General features: G+C 60.5%; 20 protein-coding genes. 11 read left to right on the forward strand and 9 right to left on the reverse strand.

Annotated features, from left to right (window positions below; translation table 11 throughout):
- The first annotated feature begins 41 nt into the window (after positions 1-41).
- The 3 genes from BLR69_RS16145 to BLR69_RS16155 all read left to right on the forward strand — a co-directional run bounded on the left by BLR69_RS16145 (position 42) and on the right by BLR69_RS16155 (position 3,472).
- Positions 42-422 (forward strand): response regulator, encoded by a 381-nt coding sequence (locus BLR69_RS16145; protein ID WP_071496415.1) that lies wholly within the window; start codon positions 42-44, stop codon positions 420-422.
- 195 nt (positions 423-617) lie between these two features.
- Positions 618-1,232 (forward strand): biliverdin-producing heme oxygenase, encoded by a 615-nt coding sequence (locus tag BLR69_RS16150; RefSeq protein WP_071496414.1) that lies wholly within the window; start codon positions 618-620, stop codon positions 1,230-1,232.
- Complete coding sequence (locus BLR69_RS16155; RefSeq protein WP_071496413.1) at positions 1,229-3,472, forward strand: ATP-binding protein; 2,244 nt, start codon at positions 1,229-1,231, stop codon at positions 3,470-3,472. The genes BLR69_RS16150 and BLR69_RS16155 overlap by 4 nt, the downstream gene beginning before the upstream one ends.
- 175 nt (positions 3,473-3,647) lie before the next feature.
- Here the strand turns inward: BLR69_RS16155 and BLR69_RS16160 are convergent, their stop codons facing one another.
- Both BLR69_RS16160 and BLR69_RS16165 read right to left on the reverse strand, forming a co-directional pair.
- Positions 3,648-4,967 carry an ATP-binding protein gene (locus BLR69_RS16160; RefSeq protein ID WP_071496412.1) on the reverse strand — a complete coding sequence of 440 codons (1,320 nt, stop codon included), beginning with the start codon at positions 4,965-4,967 and terminating at the stop codon, positions 3,648-3,650.
- Entirely contained in the window at positions 4,964-5,674 is a 711-nt protein-coding gene (locus BLR69_RS16165; protein WP_071496411.1) for a response regulator, read from the reverse strand. The genes BLR69_RS16160 and BLR69_RS16165 overlap by 4 nt, the downstream gene beginning before the upstream one ends.
- 166 nt (positions 5,675-5,840) lie before the next feature.
- Between BLR69_RS16165 and BLR69_RS16170 the strand changes: the two genes are divergently transcribed.
- The 4 genes from BLR69_RS16170 (at position 5,841) to BLR69_RS16185 (ending at position 10,118) form a co-directional block, all read left to right on the forward strand.
- Positions 5,841-6,629 carry an MlaA family lipoprotein gene (locus tag BLR69_RS16170; protein WP_071496410.1) on the forward strand — a complete coding sequence of 263 codons (789 nt, stop codon included), beginning with the start codon at positions 5,841-5,843 and terminating at the stop codon, positions 6,627-6,629.
- Positions 6,630-6,758: 129 nt separating this feature from the next.
- Positions 6,759-6,962 carry a hypothetical protein gene (locus tag BLR69_RS16175; protein WP_071496409.1) on the forward strand — a complete coding sequence of 68 codons (204 nt, stop codon included), beginning with the start codon at positions 6,759-6,761 and terminating at the stop codon, positions 6,960-6,962.
- Positions 6,963-7,074: 112 nt separating this feature from the next.
- Positions 7,075-8,967, forward strand: coding sequence for an alkaline phosphatase D family protein (locus BLR69_RS16180; protein WP_071496408.1), 1,893 nt, complete (start codon positions 7,075-7,077; stop codon positions 8,965-8,967).
- A gap of 137 nt (positions 8,968-9,104) precedes the next feature.
- On the forward strand, positions 9,105-10,118 hold the full coding sequence (locus BLR69_RS16185) for a diguanylate cyclase domain-containing protein (RefSeq protein ID WP_071496407.1): 1,014 nt from the start codon (positions 9,105-9,107) through the stop codon (positions 10,116-10,118).
- An 11-nt stretch (positions 10,119-10,129) separates the two neighbouring features.
- Here the strand turns inward: BLR69_RS16185 and BLR69_RS16190 are convergent, their stop codons facing one another.
- Positions 10,130-11,158: an amino acid ABC transporter substrate-binding protein gene (locus BLR69_RS16190; protein ID WP_058423421.1), complete on the reverse strand. Its 1,029-nt coding sequence runs from the start codon at positions 11,156-11,158 to the stop codon at positions 10,130-10,132.
- Between the two features lie 144 nt (positions 11,159-11,302).
- Between BLR69_RS16190 and BLR69_RS16195 the strand changes: the two genes are divergently transcribed.
- Complete coding sequence (locus tag BLR69_RS16195; RefSeq protein ID WP_071489208.1) at positions 11,303-12,202, forward strand: LysR substrate-binding domain-containing protein; 900 nt, start codon at positions 11,303-11,305, stop codon at positions 12,200-12,202.
- 83 nt (positions 12,203-12,285) lie between these two features.
- Positions 12,286-13,533, forward strand: a complete 1,248-nt coding sequence (locus tag BLR69_RS16200) for a 2-aminoadipate transaminase (RefSeq protein ID WP_071496406.1) — start codon at positions 12,286-12,288, stop codon at positions 13,531-13,533.
- On the opposite strand, the gene BLR69_RS16205 is transcribed toward BLR69_RS16200, so the two are convergent.
- The gene (locus BLR69_RS16205; RefSeq protein WP_071496405.1) at positions 13,530-15,554 is read right to left on the reverse strand and encodes a c-type cytochrome; all 2,025 of its coding nucleotides are present in this window, start codon (positions 15,552-15,554) and stop codon (positions 13,530-13,532) included. The genes BLR69_RS16200 and BLR69_RS16205 overlap by 4 nt on opposite strands.
- 230 nt (positions 15,555-15,784) lie before the next feature.
- On the opposite strand from BLR69_RS16205, the gene BLR69_RS16210 reads away from it, so the two are divergent.
- Together BLR69_RS16210 and BLR69_RS16215 are read left to right on the forward strand one after the other, a co-directional pair.
- Positions 15,785-16,027: a type II toxin-antitoxin system prevent-host-death family antitoxin gene (locus BLR69_RS16210; RefSeq protein WP_058423425.1), complete on the forward strand. Its 243-nt coding sequence runs from the start codon at positions 15,785-15,787 to the stop codon at positions 16,025-16,027.
- A 144-nt stretch (positions 16,028-16,171) separates the two neighbouring features.
- Positions 16,172-16,891: a hypothetical protein gene (locus tag BLR69_RS16215; protein ID WP_071496404.1), complete on the forward strand. Its 720-nt coding sequence runs from the start codon at positions 16,172-16,174 to the stop codon at positions 16,889-16,891.
- A gap of 300 nt (positions 16,892-17,191) precedes the next feature.
- Here the strand turns inward: BLR69_RS16215 and ptaA are convergent, their stop codons facing one another.
- The 5 genes from ptaA to cyoB form a co-directional block, all read right to left on the reverse strand.
- Entirely contained in the window at positions 17,192-18,277 is a 1,086-nt protein-coding gene (gene ptaA, locus BLR69_RS16220; RefSeq protein WP_071496403.1) for a pyoverdine biosynthesis transaminase PtaA, read from the reverse strand.
- A gap of 145 nt (positions 18,278-18,422) precedes the next feature.
- The gene (gene cyoE, locus BLR69_RS16225; RefSeq protein WP_003194050.1) at positions 18,423-19,310 is read right to left on the reverse strand and encodes a heme o synthase; all 888 of its coding nucleotides are present in this window, start codon (positions 19,308-19,310) and stop codon (positions 18,423-18,425) included.
- Between the two features lie 11 nt (positions 19,311-19,321).
- Entirely contained in the window at positions 19,322-19,663 is a 342-nt protein-coding gene (gene cyoD, locus BLR69_RS16230) for a cytochrome o ubiquinol oxidase subunit IV (protein WP_016979640.1), read from the reverse strand.
- The gene (locus tag BLR69_RS16235; protein ID WP_058426759.1) at positions 19,663-20,289 is read right to left on the reverse strand and encodes a cytochrome o ubiquinol oxidase subunit III; all 627 of its coding nucleotides are present in this window, start codon (positions 20,287-20,289) and stop codon (positions 19,663-19,665) included. Before BLR69_RS16235 ends, cyoD begins: the two co-directional genes overlap by 1 nt.
- Before the next feature lie 3 nt (positions 20,290-20,292).
- Entirely contained in the window at positions 20,293-22,311 is a 2,019-nt protein-coding gene (gene cyoB / locus BLR69_RS16240) for a cytochrome o ubiquinol oxidase subunit I (RefSeq protein WP_071496402.1), read from the reverse strand.
- Between the last annotated feature and the right edge of the window lie 3 nt (positions 22,312-22,314).

Below are 22,314 nucleotides of genomic sequence, written 5' to 3' on the forward strand. Positions count from 1 at the left end.
TCTACTCCACCTCTATGAACCCTGATGGTGGAGTAAGGATCATGGCTCAGCCATCGATTTTGGTATTGGAAGACGACGAAATCATTCGGGCGTTGATGGTGGATGTGCTTGAGGAATTCGGCGCGGTGGTGACGTCGTTTCCTTCGGCGGATGAAGGAATGATTTACCTGGAGCGGGGCGACGATCCGGTGGACCTGATTGTCAGCGATATCCAGATGCCGGGTTTGCTCAATGGCTATGACCTGAGCAAGGTGGTGGCGCATCGTTGGCCGACGGTACCAGTGGTGTTGACCTCGGGTAATACGAAGCTGGCGGCACAATTGGGCGGCTCGGTGCGGTTCCTGCCCAAGCCCTGGAGCTCCGAACATTTGATCCAATGTGTGCAAACGGCGCTCACCCAGCAAGGTTTATCCATGCATTGATAGCGCTTCAATATCACTCGAACCGAACTTCATGGCGGGCGCTGTGGTCATTGATGAAGCAAGGAGCGACTTTTCTGATCCGCTGGTCAGCCTTTTCGCCTTGTGCGTACAGCTGCCTGCCTTGAGTTGTGTAGAATTGTCGCCCATTAAAACGCGTCATTCATGGCCGAGAGGCCCACAGTTCGAGCTCATTGAATGCATTCACAGGCCCCTGACGTTGGTGCGCCCTCTTTGTTGGAAACGTTGCGCACAGGCACGGCCCTGCTGCATGTGGCGTTGGAAAAGCGCCTGCCGTTTTTCTCTGAGCGCCTGGATGCCGATTGGTATCAGCGCTTGCTTGAGGCGTACTACGGGTTTTATGGGCCGATGGAAGCGGCGTTGTACGAATGCGATTTGATACCTGAGGGCTTCGACCAAGGGTTACGTACGAAAACGCCGACGCTAGTTCACGATCTCGATGCACTGGGCCTGAATGAACAGGCCATCGGCGCCCTGCCCCGCTGCGCCGAACTGCCGAACCTCGACACCCCCGCCGCCTGCCTCGGAGCTCTGTACGTGCTGGAAGGCGCGACCCTCGGCGGCCAATTGCTGCGCCGGGAAATGGCCCAGCGCCTGGACGTCAATGCCGACAACGGTGGGGCGTTTCTCAATGTATACGGCGCCGAGACCGGTCGACGCTGGAAAGACTTTCTCGATTTCTTGGGCCGCCTGCCGCTGGATGCCCCCGCCAAACAGCGCGCGGTAGAGGCAGCCCGTTCGACATTCCGCTGCTTTGAGCAATGGCTCGACAGCCAGGAGGTACTGCTATGAAACCCGAAGATTTTGAAGAGCTGCTTGCCAACTGTGCCGACGAGCCGATTCGCTTCCCGGGGGCGATCCAGCCCCATGGCGTGCTGCTGACATTGTCCGAGCCCGAGCTGAATATCATCCAGGTCAGCGCCAACGTGGGCAGCTTGTTCGGCCATGCGCCCGAGGCGCTGCTGGGCCAGCCGCTGCACACGCTGGTGGGCGCCGAGCACGCCCAGGCCGTTGCCGCCATGGCCGAAAACAACACGTTTTTTGACGCGCCGCCGCTGCACGTTTCCTTTAACGGCGCAGAGTTCGAAGGCCTGCTGCACCGCCATCAGAATGTGCTGGTGCTGGAATTCGAGCCGCGTCTCAAAGACTTCCGTCCACGGGCACTGAACGGGCGCACCAGTGACCTGGGCAAGATGCTGCAACGTTTGCAGTCGGCGAAAACCCTGCAAGCGCTGTACGAAATCAGCGTGACTGAAATCCAGGCCATGACCGGCTACGACCGCGTGCTGATCTACCGCTTCGAAGACGAAGGCCACGGCCAGGTGATCGCCGAAGCGTCGGCGCCGTCCATGGAGCTGTTCAACGGGTTGTTCTTCCCCGCGTCCGACATCCCGGAGCAGGCCCGCGAGCTGTACCGCACCAACTGGCTACGTATCATCCCGAACGCAGCCTACGAGCCGGTTCCGCTGTTGCCCAAGCTGCGCCCGGACAACGGCCAGCCGCTGGATCTGAGCTTTGCCACCCTGCGCAGCGTGTCGCCGATCCACTGTCAGTACATGCAGAACATGGGCGTGTTGTCGTCCATGAGCATCTCGCTGATGAAGGGCGACAAACTCTGGGGCCTGATAAGTTGCGGTAACCGCGAGCCACTGCTGGTGCCGAACGACTTGCGCACTGCCTGCCAGACCATCGGCCAAGTACTGTCGCTGCAGATCAGCGCCATGGAGGCTCTGGACCTGAGCCGCCAGCGCGAAGAGAAAGTCGAGGCCCTGGCGTTGCTCGACCAAGCGATGAAGCGCTCGGCAGAGAACGTATTCGACGGCCTGGCCCAGCAACCGCAGTTGCTGATGGACCTGACCCTGTCCGGCGGCGTGGCGATCATCGAAGACAAACAACTGCACCGCTACGGCAACTGCCCGGAACCGGCGCAGATCCGTGCCTTGCACAAGTGGCTGCAAGGGCGCGGTGAGCCGGTGTTTTCCAGCCATAACCTGGTGTCGGTTTACCCACCGGCCGCTGAGTTCCAACAAGTGGCCAGTGGCGTATTGGCCATGAGCCTGCCTAAGCCTGTGGACAACGGTGTGCTGTGGTTCCGCCCGGAAGTGAAGGAGAACATTAACTGGAGCGGCGACCCGAAAAAACCGCTGGACCTGGAAAACTCTGACGCCGGCCTGCGCCTTCGCCCACGCACCTCGTTTGAAATCTGGAAAGTGGAAATGGCCGGCATCTCCACCAAGTGGAGCCACGGCGACCACTTTGCCGCCAACGACCTGCGCCGCTCGGCCCTGGAAAACGATCTGGCGCGCCAGGTGCTGCGCGAGCAACAGGCCGTGCGTGCGCGTGATGAACTGGTGGCGGTGGTGTCCCACGACCTGCGTAACCCGATGACGGTGATCTCGATGCTGTGCGGCATGATGCAAAAGGCCTTCAGCTCCGATGGCCCACATACCTCGCGACGGATTTCCTCGGCTATCGACACCATGCAACAGGCCGCCGGGCGCATGAACGTACTGCTGGAAGACTTGCTCGACACCTCGAAAATCGAGGCCGGGCGGTATGTGGTCAAGCCGGTGGCACTCGACGTGACCCAGATCTTCGAGGAAGCCTATTCCCTGCTGGCACCGCTGGCGATGGATAAGGGCATCGACCTGTCTTTCAACGCCGAGCCGGGCCTGCAGATCAATGCCGACCCGGAACGTCTGTTCCAGGTGCTGTCGAACCTGATCGGCAACGCGATCAAGTTCACTCCGCGCCAGGGCAACATCGGCATCAGCGCCATGAGCAATGGCGAAGAAATTGTGTTCTCCGTGCGCGACTCCGGCGAAGGCATTGCACCGGAACAACTGCCGCACGTGTTTGACCGTTACTGGACCCAGACGGAAAACAATCCGACCGGCAGCGGGCTGGGGCTATATATCACGCAAGGTATCGTCCAGGCCCACGGCGGCAAGATCGTTGCCGAAAGCGAAGTGGGTCGGGGGAGTGAGTTCCGGTTTACGGTGCCGAAGGTGATCGACGACTCGCATACCTGACTGAACGTCCCTACTGTGAAGGTCGAGCGTTTTGTGGTGAGCGGGCTTGCCCCGCGCTGGGCTGCGCAGCAGCCCCAATAGATCCACCGTGAACTTCCAGATACACCGAGTTGGTTGGTTTGAGGGCTGCTTCGCAGCCCAGCGCGGGGCAAGCCCGCTCACTACAAGGTCCGCTTTAAACCGGCAGAACCGCTACCGCTTCCAGCCCTCCGCCGTGGCGTTCGGTCAGGGTCAGGGTGCCGCCGTGTTCCAGCACAATCGCCCGGGCGGTGGAGAGCCCCAAGCCGACACCGCCCGTGCTTTTATTGCGTGAGCCCTCCAGGCGATAGAACGGCAGGAACACCTCCTCCCGATGTTCAGCCGCAATGCCCGGGCCGCGATCCAGCACGCGAATCACCACCTCGTCCTGTGTGTGCTGCAACTCGATCTCCGGCGCGACGCCATAGTGGATCGCGTTGTCCACGAGGTTGGTCATCACCCGCTTGAGCCCCAGGGGCCTGCCGAAATACACCAGGCGTGGTGGGCCGTGAAAGGCGATGTCGATCGCCTGGTCGCGGTAGTCGTCGATCAGGGTTTGCAGCAACTCCGCCAGGTCCAATTGGGTGGCCTGTTCGAGGCGGGCGTCGTCACGAAAGAACTCCAAAGCGGTGTTGATCATGGCCTGCATTTCATCGACATCGCGAAACAGCCGTTGCTGCTGGTCGGCGTCTTCGATGAATTCCCCGCGCAGGCGCAGGCGCGTCAGCGGCGCACGCAGGTCGTGGGAGATGGCCGCGAGCATTTGCGTGCGGTCCTGGATGAAGTGGCGTAACTGCGCCTGCATGCTGTTGAACGCAAGGATCGCCTGGCGGATTTCATGGGGCCCCACCGGCTCGATGGGCGGTGCACGAAAGTCCGCACCAAAGCGCCGCACGCCCTGGGCAAAGTCCTGCAGCGGCCGCGCCAGGCGCCGAGTGGCCACCAGGGTGACCAGTACGGTGGATATCAGCACCAGCAACACCACGATCACACTGCGTGCGCCCTCGTCCAGGCCCCAGCTGCGGGCCCGCGCGGTGAACATCAACCAGGACCGATCGGCCAGTTGCATCAGCAGCATGTAGTGGCCGTTGCCACCGGGCCAGTCGGACGGTTCATAGGCTTCCATGGGCCGGATCGGACCGTCGAGCAAGTGCTCGAAGGCCTGTTCTCCCGAATGGAAATCCGGGTCCTCCAGCACGGGCAAATCAAAGGCTGTTCGCTGTGCCGACCACCTCACACTGAACGAGTCATCGCCCATGATCTCTGCCAGGCGCGGTCGTTGCGCCGGCTCCGACGCTTCGACCACACGCACGACCACGGCGATCTTTTCCAGCAGACCGGTCTCGGTTATGGGCGGCCGTGCCCATACGCCGGCCAACTGCACGAACAACGCGTTGAATGCCAGCGCAGTGAACATCGCGATCAGCACCGTCAGGGCGATCCAGCGGGCCACGGTGTCGCGTGGGCGGCGACTCATGAGCGGGTCACGCTGGCGGTGAATTGGTAACCGCCGTTGCGTACCGTGCGGATCATCGCCGGGCGTTTGGTATCGAATTCCAGCTTGCGGCGCAGGCGGCTCACTTGCACGTCGATGCTGCGGTCAAAAGCGTCATGGCTGTGGCCCCGCGCCAGGTTCAACAACTGTTCGCGGGTGAGCACGCGCTGGGGGTGTTCGGCGAACACCAGCAGCAGGTCGAACTCGCCGGACGACAACGGGATCATCACCTGGTCGGGCGACCGTAATTCGCGGCGCGTGAGATCCAGTTGCCAGCCGGCAAAGCGGATCAATGGGCGTGCGACCTCCCCCATCGGCGGTCGCGTTTCACCCGCCCGACGCAAGACCGCACGCACCCTGGCCAGCAATTCACGGGCATCGAAAGGTTTGCTCAAGTAATCGTCGGCGCCCATTTCCAGGCCTACCACGCGGTCGCTGAGTTCGCCCATGGCAGTGAGCATGATCACCGGCGTCGCGTATTGCTGGCGCAGGCACTGGCACAGCAGCAGGCCGTTGTCACCGGGCAGCATCAGGTCGAGGATGATCAGGTCAGCCGGCCGGTGCTCCATGGCCGCCCACAACTCGGCGCCACTGGCAGCCGTCTCGACCCCGTAGCCGTGTTGCAGGAAAAATTTCTTCAGCAGGGCGAGGACTTCAAGGTCATCGTCCACAATCAACAAGTTGCTCACCGATGGTCTTCACTGGGTGGGGTCGAGGCGCTATCTAAAACCATTCGGTGCGGTACGTCATATATTTCAATCGTGCAATAAAGCGTCAACGGCGCAATAAACCAGACATCTTTGCGCAAGGTCGCACTGCCAGGATCGGCCTCCCTTTTTTGCGGAGACTGTGCCCATGCGCTCGCTGACCTACCCCCAGCATCTGGCCCGCCAGGCAGTGCTGTTGCTGACCGTGTCTTACCTGACGGGCTGCGCAAGCCCAGCCCCGGTGGCGCCGACTGCCCGCTGCGCGCAGGTGGATTACCCGGTGTATGACCCGGCCGAGTCCGTCAACCGTGGCGTGTTTGCGTTCAACCGTGTTGTGGATAACTACGCCCTGGCACCCGTTGCACGTGGTTACCGTTACCTGCCGGATTTTTTCCAGCAGGGTGTGCATAACTTCGCGAGCAACTTCAGCGAGCCGCAGGTATTCATCAACGACCTGCTGCAAGGCAACCCGAGACGGTCGGTCAATACCCTGGGGCGTTTCGCCGTGAACACGACGGTGGGCGTGGTGGGGCTGTTCGATGTGTCGGACCGCCTGGGCATCCCGCGTCATACAGCCGACTTCGGCCAGACATTCGGTGTGTGGGGGATCGGCAATGGGCCGATTGTCGAACTGCCGTTGCTGGGCACCAGCAATAGCCGGGATGCGGCGGGCAAGGTCTTGGGCTTCCTGGTTTCGCCACTGGGCGACAGTGATACCGTGCAAACCCTGGGCACTATCAGCCTGGTGGGCGGCACCGTCGATACCCGTGCGTCATTGTTGCCGCTCACCGACAGCCTGCAGAAACTGCCGGATTACTACAGCGCGTTGCGCAATGTGGTGGCGGAAAATCGGGCAGCCTTTGTGCGCGAGGGCCGGGAAGGCGCGACATCTCCCGGGCTGGACGGTTGCGCCAACAGCGCCTCGGATGACCTCTGAAAGCATTCGCCGCTCGTGTCATATCTTGCGGCAGCGCGTTTATAGCTGACTCGGTTCGCCCTCTATAAGTTTGGCCTCACTTCGCTGCAACAGGCGAAGTAATCCTCTACTCAATAGAAGGAAACATCCATGCCAAGCGTGATCGATCAAACACTGGGCAGTTTTCAATACCTACCACTGCAGCAGGATGATGCAGAGCCCCAGCGCAAGAAGCGCAGCATTGACGTCACACACTCGCCACTGAGCGCCGCCGATCCTGAGAGCACGGCAGCCAGCGACCGTCGCAAAAGCGGAGGTGGGATAGACACTCTGGGTCAAGGCAGGTTGCTCTAACCCGCTTTAATACGAAGGGCAGTGCACGGCCCTTCGTACTCTTGTTTAACAAAACCATGACATTCACTGGGCTAACCTTGCCGGTTAAACCCAGCATGGAACCATTACCTGCATGCCGCACCTCGACACACTGCCCGCCGTATTGGCCGGCCCACTGCTGCGCCGCCTCGAACCCCGGCGCCTGGTGTTGTGGCTGGTGGGAAGTCGAGCCCTGGAACTGACCCTGCAGTTGCATCTACCCGCCCAAACCCTGGAGATCAACCTTGATCATTGCCAGGTCGTGCCGGTGGGGCATCATGCTTTTATCCACTTGATCGATGTGCCGCTGGACGAGGCCCTGCCCCAGGACACAACAATCAGTTACGACGTGTTGTTCGACAACACCGGCATCGCCGAGTGGGCGCCACACCTGCTGTACGCCAACACCCAATACCCGAGCTTCGTTTTGCACAGCCGTATCCATCAGTTGGTGCATGGCTCATGCCGCAAACCCCACCACAGCGCCGATGAAGGCCTGCTGTGTGTCGATCGCCTGCTGGCCAACGCCACCACTCCCGCCGACCGCCCGGCCCTGCTGATGATGAGCGGTGACCAGGTGTACGCCGACGATGTGGCCGGGCCGATGTTACGCGCAATACATGCATTGATCACACGCCTGGGCCTGTTCGATGAATACCTGGAGGGCGCCGTGGTCGACGACAGCGCAAGCCTCTACGGACATCGCGCCAGTTACTACCATCGTGCCGACCTGCTGCCCGCACTGGACAGCAACGAAACCCTGCGTGAACGCTTCTTTGGCGGTGTGAAAAAGCCGATTTTTACCAGCAGCACTGCCGACAATCACCTGGTCACCTTCGCTGAAGTCATTGCGATGTACTTGCTGGTATGGTCGCCGACGCCCTGGAAACTGATCGCGCCTGAAGCGCCGCAACTGAGCACAGAAGAACTGCAGCGCTACGCCCGCGAACAGGTGCAGCTCGACCGATTCCGCGAGGGCCTGCCAGGTGTCGCCCGGGTGTTTGCCCACCTGTCCACCTTGATGATCTTTGACGACCACGACATCACCGACGATTGGAACCTCAGCGCCCAATGGGAAGCCACCGCCTACGGCCACCCGTTCTCTAAACGCATCATCGGCAACGCTTTGCTGGCCTACCTGCTGTGCCAGGGCTGGGGCAATCAGCCGGATGCGTTCAGCAAGCTGGTCAGCCAAACCCAGGCGCTTACCTGCCAGCCACAGGCCAATCACCTGGATGCCGCCGCCCAGGATGAATTGATCGACGCGCTGCTCAAGTTCCAGCAATGGCACTACGTGCTACCCACCACCCCGGCCCTGGTGGTACTCGATACCCGCACCCGCCGTTGGCGCAGCGAGTTCACCCTCAAGCAACCGTCTGGCCTGCTGGACTGGGAGGCCTTGAGTGAACTGCAACAGGAACTGCTGGACCATCCCTCGGCCATCATCGTGTCCCCCGCCCCCATCTTTGGCGTGAAGTTGATCGAAACGGTCCAGAAGATTTTCAGCTGGTGCGGCCACCCGTTGCTGGTGGATGCGGAAAACTGGATGGCCCATCGTGGCGCTGCCCAGGTGATCCTCAACATCTTCCGCCACTCGCGCACGCCGGGTAACTACGTGATCCTCTCGGGTGACGTTCACTATTCGTTCGTCTACGAAGTGCTGATCCGCCATCGCAACGCCGGCCCAAGGATCTGGCAGATCACCAGCAGCGGCATCAAGAACGAGTTCCCCCCACGCCTGCTGGAATGGTTCGACCGCCTCAACCGTTGGCTTTACTCCCCCCGCTCGCCCCTCAACGGGTTCACGCGCCGTCGCAGCATGCAGGTGGTACCGCATATTCCCGAGCACGCCGAAGCGGGCGAGCGGTTATGGAATTCAGCGGGGATTGGCCAGGTGTTTTTCAACGAGCAGGGCCAGCCTGAAGCGATCTACCAGCACAACGCGGATGGGCGGGTGCGGACGGAAATGACTGCACCTGACCAATAGCCATTAGCCATCAACCTTTCGCCGTACATCTGCCCTATTCAAAGCGCCCCGGCCCCGTTGTACAGTAGCGCCAGCCACGGAGTATCGGCGTCAACAACGGCAGGCTTTGCAGGCCTGCCCACGCAAGGAACGCGCAGATGGGCGATACCTCCGACAACAATCCGTTGAAACAGGACTTTTCTCACTTCAACGCCGACATGCTGCACACCGTTCTCGAATTGGTCAGCGACGGGATCTGGGACTGGAACGCCAACACCGGGTTCGTCTACCGCAACCCAGGCTGGTACGAAATGCTCGGTTATCCCCGCCATGCGCTGGAGAACAGTGTATTCACCTGGGAAAACGTGATTCACCCGGACGACTACCCCCGGGTGATGACGCTGTTTGACGACTACATCCACCGTCGCGCCCCTCACTACCAAGCCGAATACCGCTGTCGCAAAAAAGATGGCAGCTACCTCTGGATCGAAGACCGTGGCTACGTGATTGCGCGTAACGCCGACGGCTCGGTCGCACGGATGGTGGGCGCCCACCGCGACATTCATCTGCGAAAATGCTCCGTCGAGCAGTTGGAGCAACGCAACCAATCCCTTGAGGTACTGGTGGCCGAGCGCACACGCGAATTGTCGCGGGTCAACCAGCAGTTGCAGCTACAGCTGGATGAAAACCGCTCGTTGGCCGAACGGGATGCCCTGACCCTGGTCGCCAACCGCTACCGCCTGGAGAAAGTGTTGCTGGAAGAATGCGACCGCGCCCAGCGCTTTCGCCTGCCGCTGGTGTTGATCGCAATGGATATCGATGACTTCAAGCCGATCAATGACCGTTTTGGTCATGGCGTGGGCGATCAGACGCTGGTGCAGGTGGTGGAATGCCTGCAACGCTGTATTCGCCCAGGTGATCTGTTGGCCCGATGGGGCGGCGACGAGTTTGTGCTGGTCCTGCCCAAGACCTCGCTGGACAGCGCGAAGGCACTGGCAAAGAGCATCCGCCAGCAATTGAGCGACAGCTCGCACAGCCACGACTTCACCGTCACCTTGAGCCTGGGCGTGGCCGAGCGCGAACGGGATGAGTCCCCCGCCGCCCTGATAGCGCGTGCCGACCAGGCGTTGTATCGCGCCAAGGCGGCGGGGAAGGATGGGGTATCTGAATAACAGCCCCCGTGTTACCGAACCGGCGGCGCGTACTGGATGCCGCCGTTGTTCCACAGCGCGTTGAGCCCGCGCTTGATCTTCAGCACGCTGCCCTGGCCGATATTGCGCTCGAACACCTCACCGTAGTTGCCGACCTGCTTGACGATCTGCACCACCCAATCCTTGCGCAGCTTGAGGTCCTTGCCGTATTCGCCATCCGCCCCCAGCAACCGCGCGACATCCGGGTTTTTGGTGGTCTTGGCTTGCTCTTCGACGTTCTGCGAGGTGATGCCCATTTCCTCGGCATTGAGCATGGCGAACAAGGTCCACTTGACGATGCTGAACCACTCGTCGTCGCCCTTACGCACCAACGGCCCCAACGGTTCCTTGGAGATCACTTCCGGCAGCACCACGAACTCGTCCGGGTGGGCCATCTTGATACGCTGGGCATACAGGCCCGACTGGTCGGTGGTCAGCACGTCGCAACGCCCGGCTTCCAGGCCCTTGGCGCTTTCGTCGGCGGTGTCGAAGGTGATCGGCGTGTACTTCATGCCGTGGGTGCGGAAGTAATCCGAGACGTTCAGCTCGGTGGTGGTGCCGGCCTGGATACACACGGTCGCGCCGTCCAGTTGCTTGGCGCCGGTAACGCCCAGTTTGTTGTTCACCAGAAAGCCGATGCCGTCGTAGTAGGTCACGCCGGTGAACACCAGGCCCATGCCCGAATCGCGGGAGCTGGTCCAGGTGGTGTTGCGCGAGATCAGGTCGATTTCACCGGATTGCAGCGCGGTGAAGCGTTCCTTGGCGGTCAACTGGGTGAACTTCACTTTCGATGCATCGCCGAACACCGCCGCCGCCACTGCGTGGCACACGTCCACATCGATGCCGGTCATCTTGCCCGTGCTGTCCGGCACGCCGAAACCCGGCAGCCCGTCGCTGACGCCACACTGGATGAAGCCTTTTTTCTGGATAGCGTCCAGGGTTACGCCCGCATAGGCGCTGCTCGCCAGGCCCAATGCAGCGGTGGTGCCGATCACGGCCAAGGTGGTTTTGAATGGGTTCATGCAAGGCGCTCCCTGTCATTCCTTATTATTCGACGCCCCACAGCCCGCGCCGGTTTATAGTGCTGCCGGGCAGTATCTACGGCTTCGCACCGCTGCCACAAACGACCTTTAGGCAAAGGCTCCTTCCGATTTGGAATGAAGTGCATGATTTCAAAACGCTTGACCCCTTCGATGACCGCCCTGCAATGCTTCGAAGCGGCCGCCCGCCACTTGAGCTTCACCCGCGCCGCCGAGGAGCTGCACCTGACCCAGAGTGCAGTGAGCAAACAAGTGGCGCAGTTGGAGGAGATGCTCTGCCACAACTTGTTCGACCGGGTGCGCCAGCGTTTGTACCTGTCACCGGCCGGGTCGCTGTACCTGGCCGAAGTGCACAAGATCCTCACACAGGTGGACATCTCCAGCCGCTACATCCTCACCTACGGCGGCGAGACCGAAGTGCTGCGCATCGCCACCCAGCCGACCTTCGGCGACCGTTGGCTGGTGCCCAAGCTCAAGGATTTTGCAGCGAAACATCCGAACATTCACCTGGATGTACGCAACGAGCTGGAGCCGTTCGATGTGTTGCAGGCCAAGGCGGATATCGCGTTTTTCTTCGGCCAGGGTTCATGGCCGGGAGCGACCTGCATCGAGCTTTTCCGTGAGGCGGTGGTGCCGGTGTGTGCGCCGGGTTTTGTCGCCGAGGGCAGCGATGCTTCGTCGCGCCACACCCTGCTGCAATGCACCTCACGCCCGGAGGCCTGGCATGAGTGGTTCCTGGAGCAGGGCCTGCACTCGCAGAACAGCTATCACGGGCCGCGCTTCGACACGTTCTACATGTGCATTCGCGCGGCACAGTCGGGTTATGGCGTCGCGTTGGTGCCGCAGTATCTGGTGGCCGAGGAGCTGGCCCAGGGCAGCCTGATGATCCCCTGGGACTATGCGATGCCCAGCAGCGGCGCGCACTTTATCGCCCATGCCGAACATGCCGGCGAGATTCCCAAGGTGAAGGCTTTCCTGAGCTGGATGGTCGACTATGTAGGCGCACATCGCGATTTTCAGTCATGACCCGGCGACTTTATTTCGTTTGCGACAAGGGTGGGCGCCCGGCTTAGATAAAAAGACGCCCGTCACTGCCGAGTCTGCGATTCATGAGCCACGAAACCATCAGCCAGTCGATTTCCATCGTTCACCCCATCAGCCTCAGCCACGGTAAGAACGCCGAAGTCTGGGACACCACGGGCAAACGCTACATCGATTTTGTCGGCGGCATCGGTGTGCTCAACCTCGGTCATTGCCACCCGGGCGTGGTCGAGGCGATTCGTGACCAAGCCACCCGGTTGACGCACTACGCGTTCAACGCCGCCCCGCACACACCCTACATCGAACTGATGGCGCGGCTGACCGCATTCATCCCGGTGACCTACCCGGTCAGCGGCATGCTCACCAACAGCGGTGCGGAAGCCGCGGAAAACGCCCTGAAGATCGTACGCGGCGCCACTGGCCGCACGGCAGTGATCGCCTTCGACGGCGCCTTCCACGGCCGCACCCTGGCCACGCTCAACCTCAACGGCAAGGTAGCGCCCTACAAACACAAGGTCGGAGTGCTGCCGGGACCGGTGTATCACCTGCCCTACCCGAGTGCCGACAATGGCGTGACCTGCGCCGAAGCGCTGAAGGCCATGGAGCGCCTGTTCAGCGTGGAAATCGACGTCAACGATGTGGCCTGTTTCATCATCGAGCCGGTGCAGGGCGAAGGCGGGTTTCTCGCACTGGATCGCGAATTTGCCCAGGCGCTGCGACGCTTTTGCGATGAACACAACATCCTGCTGATTGCCGATGAAATCCAGTCGGGCTTTGGCCGTACCGGGCAGCGCTTCGCGTTCTCGCGCCTGGGCATCGAACCGGACTTGATCCTGCTCGGCAAAAGCATCGCCGGTGGAGTGCCGCTGGGCGCCGTTGTCGGGCGCAAAACGCTGATGGACAACCTGCCCAAAGGCGGTTTGGGCGGGACCTATTCCGGCAACCCCATCGCGTGTGCGGCGGCATTGGCCACGCTGGACGCGATGACCGACGAACACCTGGAGACCTGGGGCGCACAGCAGCAACACGCCATCGTCAGCCGCTATGAAAGCTGGCGCGCGCAAGGCTTGCCATACCTGGGCCGCCTGACCGGTGTCGGTGCCATGCGCGGCATCGAGTTGACCAACGCAGACGGCACACCTGCACCACAACAGCTCGCCCAGCTATTGAGCCTGGCGCGGGACGCCGGGTTGTTGCTGATGCCCAGCGGCAAGTCGCGGCACATCATCCGTTTGCTCGCGCCGCTGACCATCGAGCCTGCGGTGCTGGAGGAAGGCCTGGATATCCTCGAGGCCTGCCTCAAGCAGTTGGACTAGTAACGCGCATCCACGGGTCTGCCGCCGTTCGGCCAGTCCTTGACCTTGTCGGGGAAGTCCGGGCGCGGTTGCCCCGAGAAATACGCCGCAACATCCACCGCTTCCTGGTCTGACAAACCGCCCTGCCCCAGCGGGAATTTCTCGTGGAAGCCGATCGGCATGTTGCGTTTGACGAACGCTGCCGCCGTGTAGGTGCGCGCCATGCCGGCGCCGATATTGAACGATTGATCACCCCATAATGGCGGGTAGATCAGCTCGCCATCAGCGCGTGCCAGGCCCTGACCATTGTCGCCATGGCACACCGCGCACTGTTTGGCGTAGACCTGCTCGCCATTGGCCAGGTCCGGCTTGATCGCCGGATCGACCTTGCCCACACCGCGCCCGGCGACTTTGTCTTCAGGGCGGGTGTTGTTTTTCATCCAGTCGAAGTACGCGACCATCGCCTGCATATCCGCCGATTGCGGCGGCAGTGGTTTGCCGTTCATCGAGCGGCGGAAGCAGCCGTTGATGCGTTCTTCCAGGGTCACCACCTTGCCCGCACGCGGCGCGTAGCTGGGGAAAAACGCCGAGACGCCCACGAACGGCGAACCATCCGCCACCGTGCCGGCGTTGAGGTGGCAACTGGTGCAGTTGAGCGAATTACCGACGTTATCGGGCAGCAGCGCTTTGGTTTGCAGGTGCAGGCGCATGCCGCGAACGACCTGGTCGGCATTCGGAGCAGTGAGCAGATCGGCCAGGCGCGGAGTTTCAAACGCCGAAGAATCGGTGGTGGCCGGGTTGAGTTGGTCACGCAGTTTTTTCACTTGGGCAGCGCTTATCGGCGTGCCTTCGTTGCCCCAACGGGTGCGCACGAACGTCAGGATTTCGGCGATTTCCTGATCTTTCAAACGGGCGAAACCCGGCATGGTGTAGACCCGTGGATGGGTCGCCGTTTGTGCAGTTTCCCAGCCGGTGAGCGTGATGTGCAGCAGTGAAGTCGGGTTGCTGGACGCGATGCTCGGGTTGCCGGCCAGGGGCGGGAACAGGCCTTTCACGCCCGCGCCGTCGCTGCGGTGGCAGTCGCTGCAGAACTGCATGTAACCCAGGCCACCGCGGCTGGTGAACAAGTCCGCCGGGGGCGCGGCGGGCGCCACGGCCACAGCCGGCATGGGCAGGTCGTCCTTGCCGGGCGGCAGGGACTTCAGGTAACGGGCGATGGCCGTCAGGTCGTCGTCACTGAAGTGCTGGGTGCTGTGGTGAATCACATCAGCCATGTTGCCGGAGACCGTAGCAAAGCGGTTCTGCCCGGTCTTGAGCAGTTGCACAGTGTCTTGCACCGTCCACAGGTTGCGCAGGCTCAAGGCGCGCCAATGCTCGACTGTTTCACCGGCCAGGTAGTGCTGGCCGCTGCGCCCCGCGTCGCTCATGGCTTTTTCCTGAAAGGCGATGCCCCGTGGGGTATGGCAGGAGCCACAATGGCCCAGGCCCTGGACCAGGTAGGCGCCACGGTTGAGCGGCTCATCTCGCGCCGGATCGGCCTGGAAGGGCTGTTTATCGAGAAAGGCGAAATTCCACAGCGCCAGGCCCCAGCGCTGGTTGAACGGAAAGCCCATGTCCGCCTCAAGATTGGCCTGCTGCACCGGCTCGACGCCTTGCATCAGGTAGGCGTACAGGGCGCGCATGTCGGTTTCGCTCATCTTGGCGTAGGACGGATACGGCATCGCCGGGTACAGGTTCATGCCCGTCGGCGTTACGCCTTCGCGCATGACGCGGTCGAACTGCTCGAAGGTGTAGCCGCCAATGCCCGTCTCGCGGTCCGGCGTGATGTTGCTCGAAAAGATCGTGCCCATCGGCGTGCTCAACTCCAGGCCGCCGGCCATGACCTTGCCTTGCTTGGCGGTGTGGCAGGCAATGCAGTCACCCAATTGCGCGACGTATTTGCCGTGTTCGATCAGAGGCGTGTCCGGGGTGTTGGCGTGCAGGGGAAGAGACAAGCAGAGCGTCGCCCCCAGCAAGGCCAGGCGGGAGAGGGAAAGCGCCATCGTATTAGTCCTTTAACAACCTGGCGTGGGGCGGTCCCCTGGGCGCAGGTGTGTAGTCGTTTTTATGGGTTCATCAGGCCTCTGTGTTGTAACGGATATGCGGGCGAAGGATGTTGATATGGGTCAGGGCGAAATCGATGGCAACGACAGGTACTTGACCGTTGATAAGTTGCCCTTTGAAGCCCCGTGCACAATTCTGTAGGTTTCAGCCATCGAACGAGGAGACCACCATGGAGACCGTCACCTACGCCAACGCCCGCGCCCATCTTTCCGAAACGATGGATCGGGTCAACGAAGATCGCATCCCACTGCTGGTAACCCGGAAAAAAGGCGAGCCTGTGGTGATGATTTCGTTGTCAGAGTTCAACGCGCTTGAAGAGACAGGCTATCTGCTGCGCTCGCCAGAAAATGCCAAACGCCTCATCAGCTCAGCCAACAGCCTGCGGGCCCGCAAAGCCAAAGTAGTTGATTGAAGAATGAAAATACTCGCTTCCCCTGAGGGCAGAGGCGACTACTGAATGAGTTTACCCGCAGGAACCCACCTTGACCTGACCTCCCTCCCCCCTGAAAATGCCCGACGCTTTTTTGTCCTCGTTTACTGAAGTAGTGAAATTTCAATGTCCGATTCTTACACCGAACACTCCGCCGCCGAAGAATCCGTCGTCGCCTTGCACGCCAAAGCCGAATACGAAAACGCCATCAATCTTTCACAGCATCTGCCCGCCGCCAAGATCATCAGCGAGATGGTGCTGGACGCTTTCCACACCTCCAAGGAAAGCGACCAGATCCGCGAACTGCGCGTGGCCATCCGTCAGGCCCACGATGCCTTCGACGACGACAAGGCCTACGACCTGATGGGCCAACTCAAGCAGCTCAAGGACGCCGAGGCCGCTGACAACGCTGCCCTGGAAAACCTCAGCAGCCAATTCTCTATCAGCCGCATCCTGTCCAGCTTCAAGGACGATCCCGAGTTCCAGGAACTGGTCTACGGCCTGGCGCTGAAAGTGCTGAACCAGAGCCACCAGGCCATCAGCAACCCGAGCGCCGGCAAGAGCAAGGCATCCCGCCCGAAGAAAGAAGCCGAAGTGTTCGTGATCAGCAAGGATGGCATCAGCGTCACCCTGCCGCTGCGCACGCCGCGCTCGAAGTTGAACGTCGACCGTGAGGCGTTCGAGTTCCTGGGCTTCAGCTTTGTGGGTGAAGGTGATGAAGCGGAGCTGGAAGTCGAGAGCTTTGTGGATAACGCCGGTGCCGAGCAGCCTTTGAGCCGCAAGAGTGTGATTACTGCGTTGCAGCAGCAGACGGCGTTTGATGGGTACAGCATCGCGCAGCAGTAACCCTTGATCCCAGCCCTTTCAAGGTCTTTAGGTAGAACAGGCGATAAGTACCCTGTGGCGAGCAGGCTTGTCCCGCGTTGGGCTGCGAAGCAGCCCTGAAACCCGCGGCCGAAGAATGCCTGACTCAGCGCATTCCTCTTTCTAGGGTCGCTTCGCAACCCAACGCGGGGCAAGCCCGCTCGCCACAGTTGCAGTGTTCGTCCTCAGCCAGATAGGGTCGGTTTTTCAAAGACCTTGAAAGGGATGCCCCTTAATCCGCAACACTACTGGGTACCGCTCCCACGTTTGATCGGCGTCGCGTCAACTGACCTGCTGCGCAAACACCTCGCGAAACCGCGCCATATCCTGCTTGTCCCCCACCGTCACCCGTACCCACTGCGGCCAGCTTTTAAACACCCGGCCAATCAGCACACCGTGTGCCGCCAGCTTCTCGATCACCTGCTCCGCCGGCTGTTTCACGTCGATCATGAAGCAGTTGGCCTGTGACGCGGTGCAGATGAAACCACGCCCCTTCAACCAAGCCACAGTTTCATCACGCAGTTGGCTATTCAGTGCCTTGCGTTGCGGCAGCAGTTTCACGTCTTGCAGGCTGGCAAGGCCACCCAGCAACGTGCTGCCTGCCGGCACGTTATCACCGCCAAACACGGCCAGCCGCTCCAGCAGCGCCGGATGACCGATCGCCAGGCCCAGGCGGGCGCCGGCCATGCCGTAGATTTTCGAGAAGGTGCGCAGCACCAGCAGGTCGTCGTGGTCCTTGACCCAACTGACCACGCTGGGAACATCGGCAAAGTCGATATAGGCCTCGTCCACCACCAGCACGCTGCCTTTGGGTTTGTTTGCCAAGGCCTGGCGGATGGCATCAGTGGGCGTGACAGTACCGGTAGGGTTGTTGGGGTTGCACAGATAGAGCATGCCGGCCTGGGGATCGGCGGCGAGCATGGCCGGGATGTCGTGGGCGTGGTCGGCGTTGAGGCTGACTTCCTTCACCGAGGCCCTGTTCGACTCAGCGGCCTGGCGTGGCACTTCGTAGGATGGTGTGGGCATCACCAGCCCACGGGTTTCGCTGGTGAATGCCAGCACGGCATAACGCAGGGCAGCCATGGAGCCGGCAAATACCGCCACCTGTTCTTCGGCAATGCCCTGTTGCTGGGCAAACAGCCCGGCCAGGGCGTACATGTGTTTGTAGGGGTAACGCCCGGACGTTGCGATTCCCTTGTGCATGGCGTCGCGGGCAGCCCGTGATGGCCCGTAGGGGCTTTCGTTGTAGTTGAGCAGCACCTTGTCAGGCTTGGTCGGCGGCGGGCTGGCAACCGCCCAATCGAGGCGTCCCAGCAGAGGCAGGGCGGCGCCCAGGGCGAGAAGGGACCGACGACTTACGCTGACCATAGGGCTACTCCTTGTAGGCGGGTGATGGATTCGCACAGCACGTACTGAGGGGTATGACGAGAAAAACTCCAGGGGATTTAAACCCGCGCCCAAGAAAAAGCCCCGCGCTTCTCTCGAAGGCGGGGCTTTTTCACTGCGGGACCACTCAGTGAGCGTAGGTCAACAACAGCTCTTTCGGCACTTGGAAATCCAGGGACATCATCACGCTCAGCGCGGTGATGGTGAAGATCGAGAACACGAACAGCTTGCGCGCCCAGACGGTGTCATCCACCGCCTTGTAGCCGGTCCAGGCCATGTATAACCAGTACATGCCCATGGCGGCAGCGACGGCGAGGTAGCTCATGCCGGCGTAGCCACTGAAGGTCAACATCAAGGTCGCCACGAGGAAGGCCAGGATGTACAGCAGGATGTGTTTCTTGGCGACCTGGATACCACGTTTTACCGGCAGGACCGGAATCGAAGCAGCCAGGTAGTCATTGAAGCGGAAAATCGCGATGGCGTAGGAATGCGGCATCTGCCACAGGCTGAACATCACCAGTAGCGTCAGCGCGGCCATGTCGAAGCTATTGGTTACAGCCACATAACCAATCACCGGCGGCATCGCCCCCGACAGACTGCCCACCAGCGTGCCGTGAACCGACTTGCGCTTGAGGTACAGGCTGTAGAGGCCGACGTAGATGACAAAACCGATCACGGCAAACAGCGCCGCCAGCGGGTTGGCCACCTTGTACAACAACGCCACACCGGCAACACCCAGGACGGTCGCGTAGATCAGTGCCAGTTTCAGGGAGATGAGGCCCTGGACCAGCACACGATTCTTGGTGCGCTCCATCTTGATATCGATGTCACGGTCGATGCAGTTGTTGAACACACATCCGGAAGCTACCACCAGGGACGTACCGATCATTGCAGCCAGGAAGATGGCCAGATCGACATGTCCCTTGGAGGCCAGGAAGAAACCGCCCGCCACAGAAAGCACGTTACCGAAAATGATCCCCGGTTTGGTGATTTGGATAAAGTGCTTAAGCGACATCGGGTCTTACCTCACTTCGCCATCATGAACGTATGGATGCTGAACATGATCCATATCGACAGGCCAACCAGCAGCACGATTACGATCCCTGCGAACACGAATGCAACCACGTTATCGCGCTGTTCCTTGGAACGGTCCAGGTGCAGGAAGTACACCAGGTGAACCAGAACCTGAATCACCGCGAATGCCAGCACGATCATCAAGGTGATCGACTTCGGCAGGGTCGGGTACATCACCAGACCGAACGGGATGAGCGTCAGGATTACCGACAGGATGAAGCCGATGGCGTACGACTTGACGCTGCCGTGGCTTGCATCATGGCTGTCATGGTCATGGGAGTGTGCATTAGCCATTACAGAGTCCCCATCAGGTAAACAACGGTGAAGACGCAGATCCAGACCACGTCCAGGAAGTGCCAGAACAGGCTCAGGCAGGTCAGGCGAGTCTTGTTGGTGTTGGTCAGGCCGTGTTTATTGACCTGATACATCATCACCGCCATCCACAGCAGGCCGGCAGAGACGTGCAGACCGTGGGTGCCTACCAGCGTGAAGAACGCGGACAGGAAGCCGGAACGGTGCGGGCCGTAGCCTTCGGAGATCAGCAGGTGGAACTCGTTGATCTCCATGCCGATGAAGCCCAGGCCGAACAGGAAGGTCAGGGCCAACCAGCTCAGTACGCCTTTCTTGTTGCCCTTGTAGAAGGCCAACATGGCGAAGCCGTAGGTGATCGAACTGAACAACAGCAAGGCGGTTTCGCCGAGCACGTAAGGCAGTTCGAAGATGTCGTGGCCCGACGGGCCACCCGCTACGTTGTTTACCAGTACCGCGTACACCGCGAAGATCGACGCAAACAAGATGCAGTCGGTCATCAGGTAGAGCCAGAAACCGAAAACGGTCATCGGCCCCGAGTCGTGGTGATGGTCATCGTGCCCATGGTCATCGACATGGGCGTGTCCAGCATTGGTCACTAAGTTCGACATGGTTTAAGCCTGTTCCAACGAGGTTTCTACACGGTTGGCCGGGATTTTCTTCTCGGCTACCAGGCGAGCGTGCTGCTCGGCTTCGATGCGCTCGATCGTTTCGACCGGCACCATGTAGCCTTGATCATCACGGGCAGCGTGAATGATGAAGTAACCGATGGTGCCCACCAGACTCGCGATTGCCAGCCACCAGATGTGCCAGATCATCGCGAAACCGAACACGGTCAACAGCGCGCCCATCACCACGCCAGTGGCGGTGTTGTTTGGCATGTGGATCGGCTCATAGTGCTTCGGACGCTGGTACGCAGTACCGTCTTCCTTGGCTTCGGTGAACGCATCAATGGTGTTCGCAGTCGGGATCACGGCGAAGTTGTAGAACGGCGGTGGCGACGAAGTCGACCATTCCAGGGTATGGCCATTCCATGGGTCACCGGAGTCGCAAGCGTTCTGCTTACGGTCACGGATACTCACGTACAGCTGGATCAGCTGGCAGGCGATACCCACAGCGATCATCACCGCACCGAACATGGCGACGTACAGGTACGGCACCCACTCAGGGTTGGTAGTGGCGTTCAGACGACGGGTCATGCCCATGAAGCCCAACGCGTAGAGCGGCATGAACGCGACGAAGAAGCCCGAGATCCAGAACCAGAATGCAGCCTTGCCCCAACCTTCGTGCAGCTTGAAGCCGAACGCTTTCGGGAAGTAGAAGCTGAAACCAGCGATGTAACCGAATACAGCACCACCGATGATCACGTTGTGGAAGTGAGCGATCACGAACAGGCTGTTGTGCAGGACGAAGTCAGCACCCGGGATGGCCAGCAGTACGCCGGTCATGCCGCCGATGGCGAAGGTCACCATGAAGCCCAGGGTCCACAGAACCTGGCTGGTGATACGCAGACGGCCGTGGTAGATGGTGAACAGCCAGTTGAATAGCTTCACCCCCGTCGGGATGGAAATCAGCATCGTCGCCAGACCGAAGAAGGCGTTGACGCTGGCACCCGAACCCATGGTGAAGAAGTGGTGCAGCCAAACCATGAAGCCCAGTACAGAGATCGCGCCCGATGCGTAGACCATCGAGTGGTGACCGAACAGGCGCTTGCCGGTAAAGGTCGAGATCACTTCGGAGAAGATACCGAACGCTGGCAGGATCAGGATGTACACCTCAGGGTGACCCCATGCCCAGAACAGGTTCACGTACATCATTGGATTGCCACCAAGTTCGTTGGTGAAAATGTGGAAATCCAGGTAACGGTCAAGCGACAGCAGCGCCATGGTAGCGGCCAGGATCGGGAACGAAGCCACGATCAGGACGTTGGCCCAGGTGCAGGTCCAGGTGAAGATCGGCATGTCCATCAGTTTCATGCCAGGGGCGCGCATTTTCAGGACGGTGGCCAGGAAGTTGACCCCCGTCAATGTCGTCCCGAGCCCTGATAACTGTAGCGCCCAGATGTAGTAGTCGACACCCACGCCAGGGCTGTACTGGATACCCGACAATGGCGGATACGCAACCCAACCGGTCTTGGCGAATTCGCCGACGCCCAGGGATACGTTGATCAGCACCACGCCAGAAACCAGCAGCCAGAAGCTCAGGGAGTTCAGGAACGGGTAGGCAACGTCACGCGCACCGATCTGCAGCGGCAACGCAAGGTTCATCAGGCCGGTGAAGAATGGCATCGCCATGAAGATGATCATGATCACACCGTGGGCGGTGAAGATCTGGTCATAGTGTTCAGGTGGCAGGTAGCCAGGCGAACCCTCGGTGGCCATGGCCAACTGGGTACGCATCATGATGGCGTCGGCAAAACCACGCAGCAGCATGACCATGGCAACGATGACGTACATGACGCCGATTTTCTTGTGGTCGACCGACGTCAGCCACTCGGTCCACAGGTAGGTCCACTTCTTGAAATAAGTGATTGCTGCAAACAGTGCCAGACCACCCAGCGCGATCATGGCGATGGTCACCATCACGATCGGCTCGTGGAACGGGACCGCATCCCAACTTAATTTACCAAACATCGT

The sequence above is a fragment of the Pseudomonas azotoformans genome, assembly GCF_900103345.1.
GTDB lineage: Bacteria > Pseudomonadota > Gammaproteobacteria > Pseudomonadales > Pseudomonadaceae > Aquipseudomonas > Aquipseudomonas azotoformans.

Coding starts and splice junctions, on each gene's coding strand:
- BLR69_RS16145 (WP_071496415.1), top strand. CDS start 42: ATGGCTCAGCCATCGATTTTGGTATTGGAAGACGACGAAATCATTCGG.
- BLR69_RS16150 (WP_071496414.1), top strand. CDS start 618: ATGCATTCACAGGCCCCTGACGTTGGTGCGCCCTCTTTGTTGGAAACG.
- BLR69_RS16155 (WP_071496413.1), top strand. CDS start 1,229: ATGAAACCCGAAGATTTTGAAGAGCTGCTTGCCAACTGTGCCGACGAG.
- BLR69_RS16160 (WP_071496412.1), bottom strand. CDS start 4,967: ATGAGTCGCCGCCCACGCGACACCGTGGCCCGCTGGATCGCCCTGACG.
- BLR69_RS16170 (WP_071496410.1), top strand. CDS start 5,841: ATGCGCTCGCTGACCTACCCCCAGCATCTGGCCCGCCAGGCAGTGCTG.
- BLR69_RS16175 (WP_071496409.1), top strand. CDS start 6,759: ATGCCAAGCGTGATCGATCAAACACTGGGCAGTTTTCAATACCTACCA.
- BLR69_RS16180 (WP_071496408.1), top strand. CDS start 7,075: ATGCCGCACCTCGACACACTGCCCGCCGTATTGGCCGGCCCACTGCTG.
- BLR69_RS16185 (WP_071496407.1), top strand. CDS start 9,105: ATGGGCGATACCTCCGACAACAATCCGTTGAAACAGGACTTTTCTCAC.
- BLR69_RS16190 (WP_058423421.1), bottom strand. CDS start 11,158: ATGAACCCATTCAAAACCACCTTGGCCGTGATCGGCACCACCGCTGCA.
- BLR69_RS16195 (WP_071489208.1), top strand. CDS start 11,303: ATGATTTCAAAACGCTTGACCCCTTCGATGACCGCCCTGCAATGCTTC.
- BLR69_RS16200 (WP_071496406.1), top strand. CDS start 12,286: ATGAGCCACGAAACCATCAGCCAGTCGATTTCCATCGTTCACCCCATC.
- BLR69_RS16205 (WP_071496405.1), bottom strand. CDS start 15,554: ATGGCGCTTTCCCTCTCCCGCCTGGCCTTGCTGGGGGCGACGCTCTGC.
- BLR69_RS16210 (WP_058423425.1), top strand. CDS start 15,785: ATGGAGACCGTCACCTACGCCAACGCCCGCGCCCATCTTTCCGAAACG.
- BLR69_RS16215 (WP_071496404.1), top strand. CDS start 16,172: ATGTCCGATTCTTACACCGAACACTCCGCCGCCGAAGAATCCGTCGTC.
- ptaA (WP_071496403.1), bottom strand. CDS start 18,277: ATGGTCAGCGTAAGTCGTCGGTCCCTTCTCGCCCTGGGCGCCGCCCTG.
- cyoE (WP_003194050.1), bottom strand. CDS start 19,310: ATGTCGCTTAAGCACTTTATCCAAATCACCAAACCGGGGATCATTTTC.
- cyoD (WP_016979640.1), bottom strand. CDS start 19,663: ATGGCTAATGCACACTCCCATGACCATGACAGCCATGATGCAAGCCAC.
- BLR69_RS16235 (WP_058426759.1), bottom strand. CDS start 20,289: ATGTCGAACTTAGTGACCAATGCTGGACACGCCCATGTCGATGACCAT.
- cyoB (WP_071496402.1), bottom strand. CDS start 22,311: ATGTTTGGTAAATTAAGTTGGGATGCGGTCCCGTTCCACGAGCCGATC.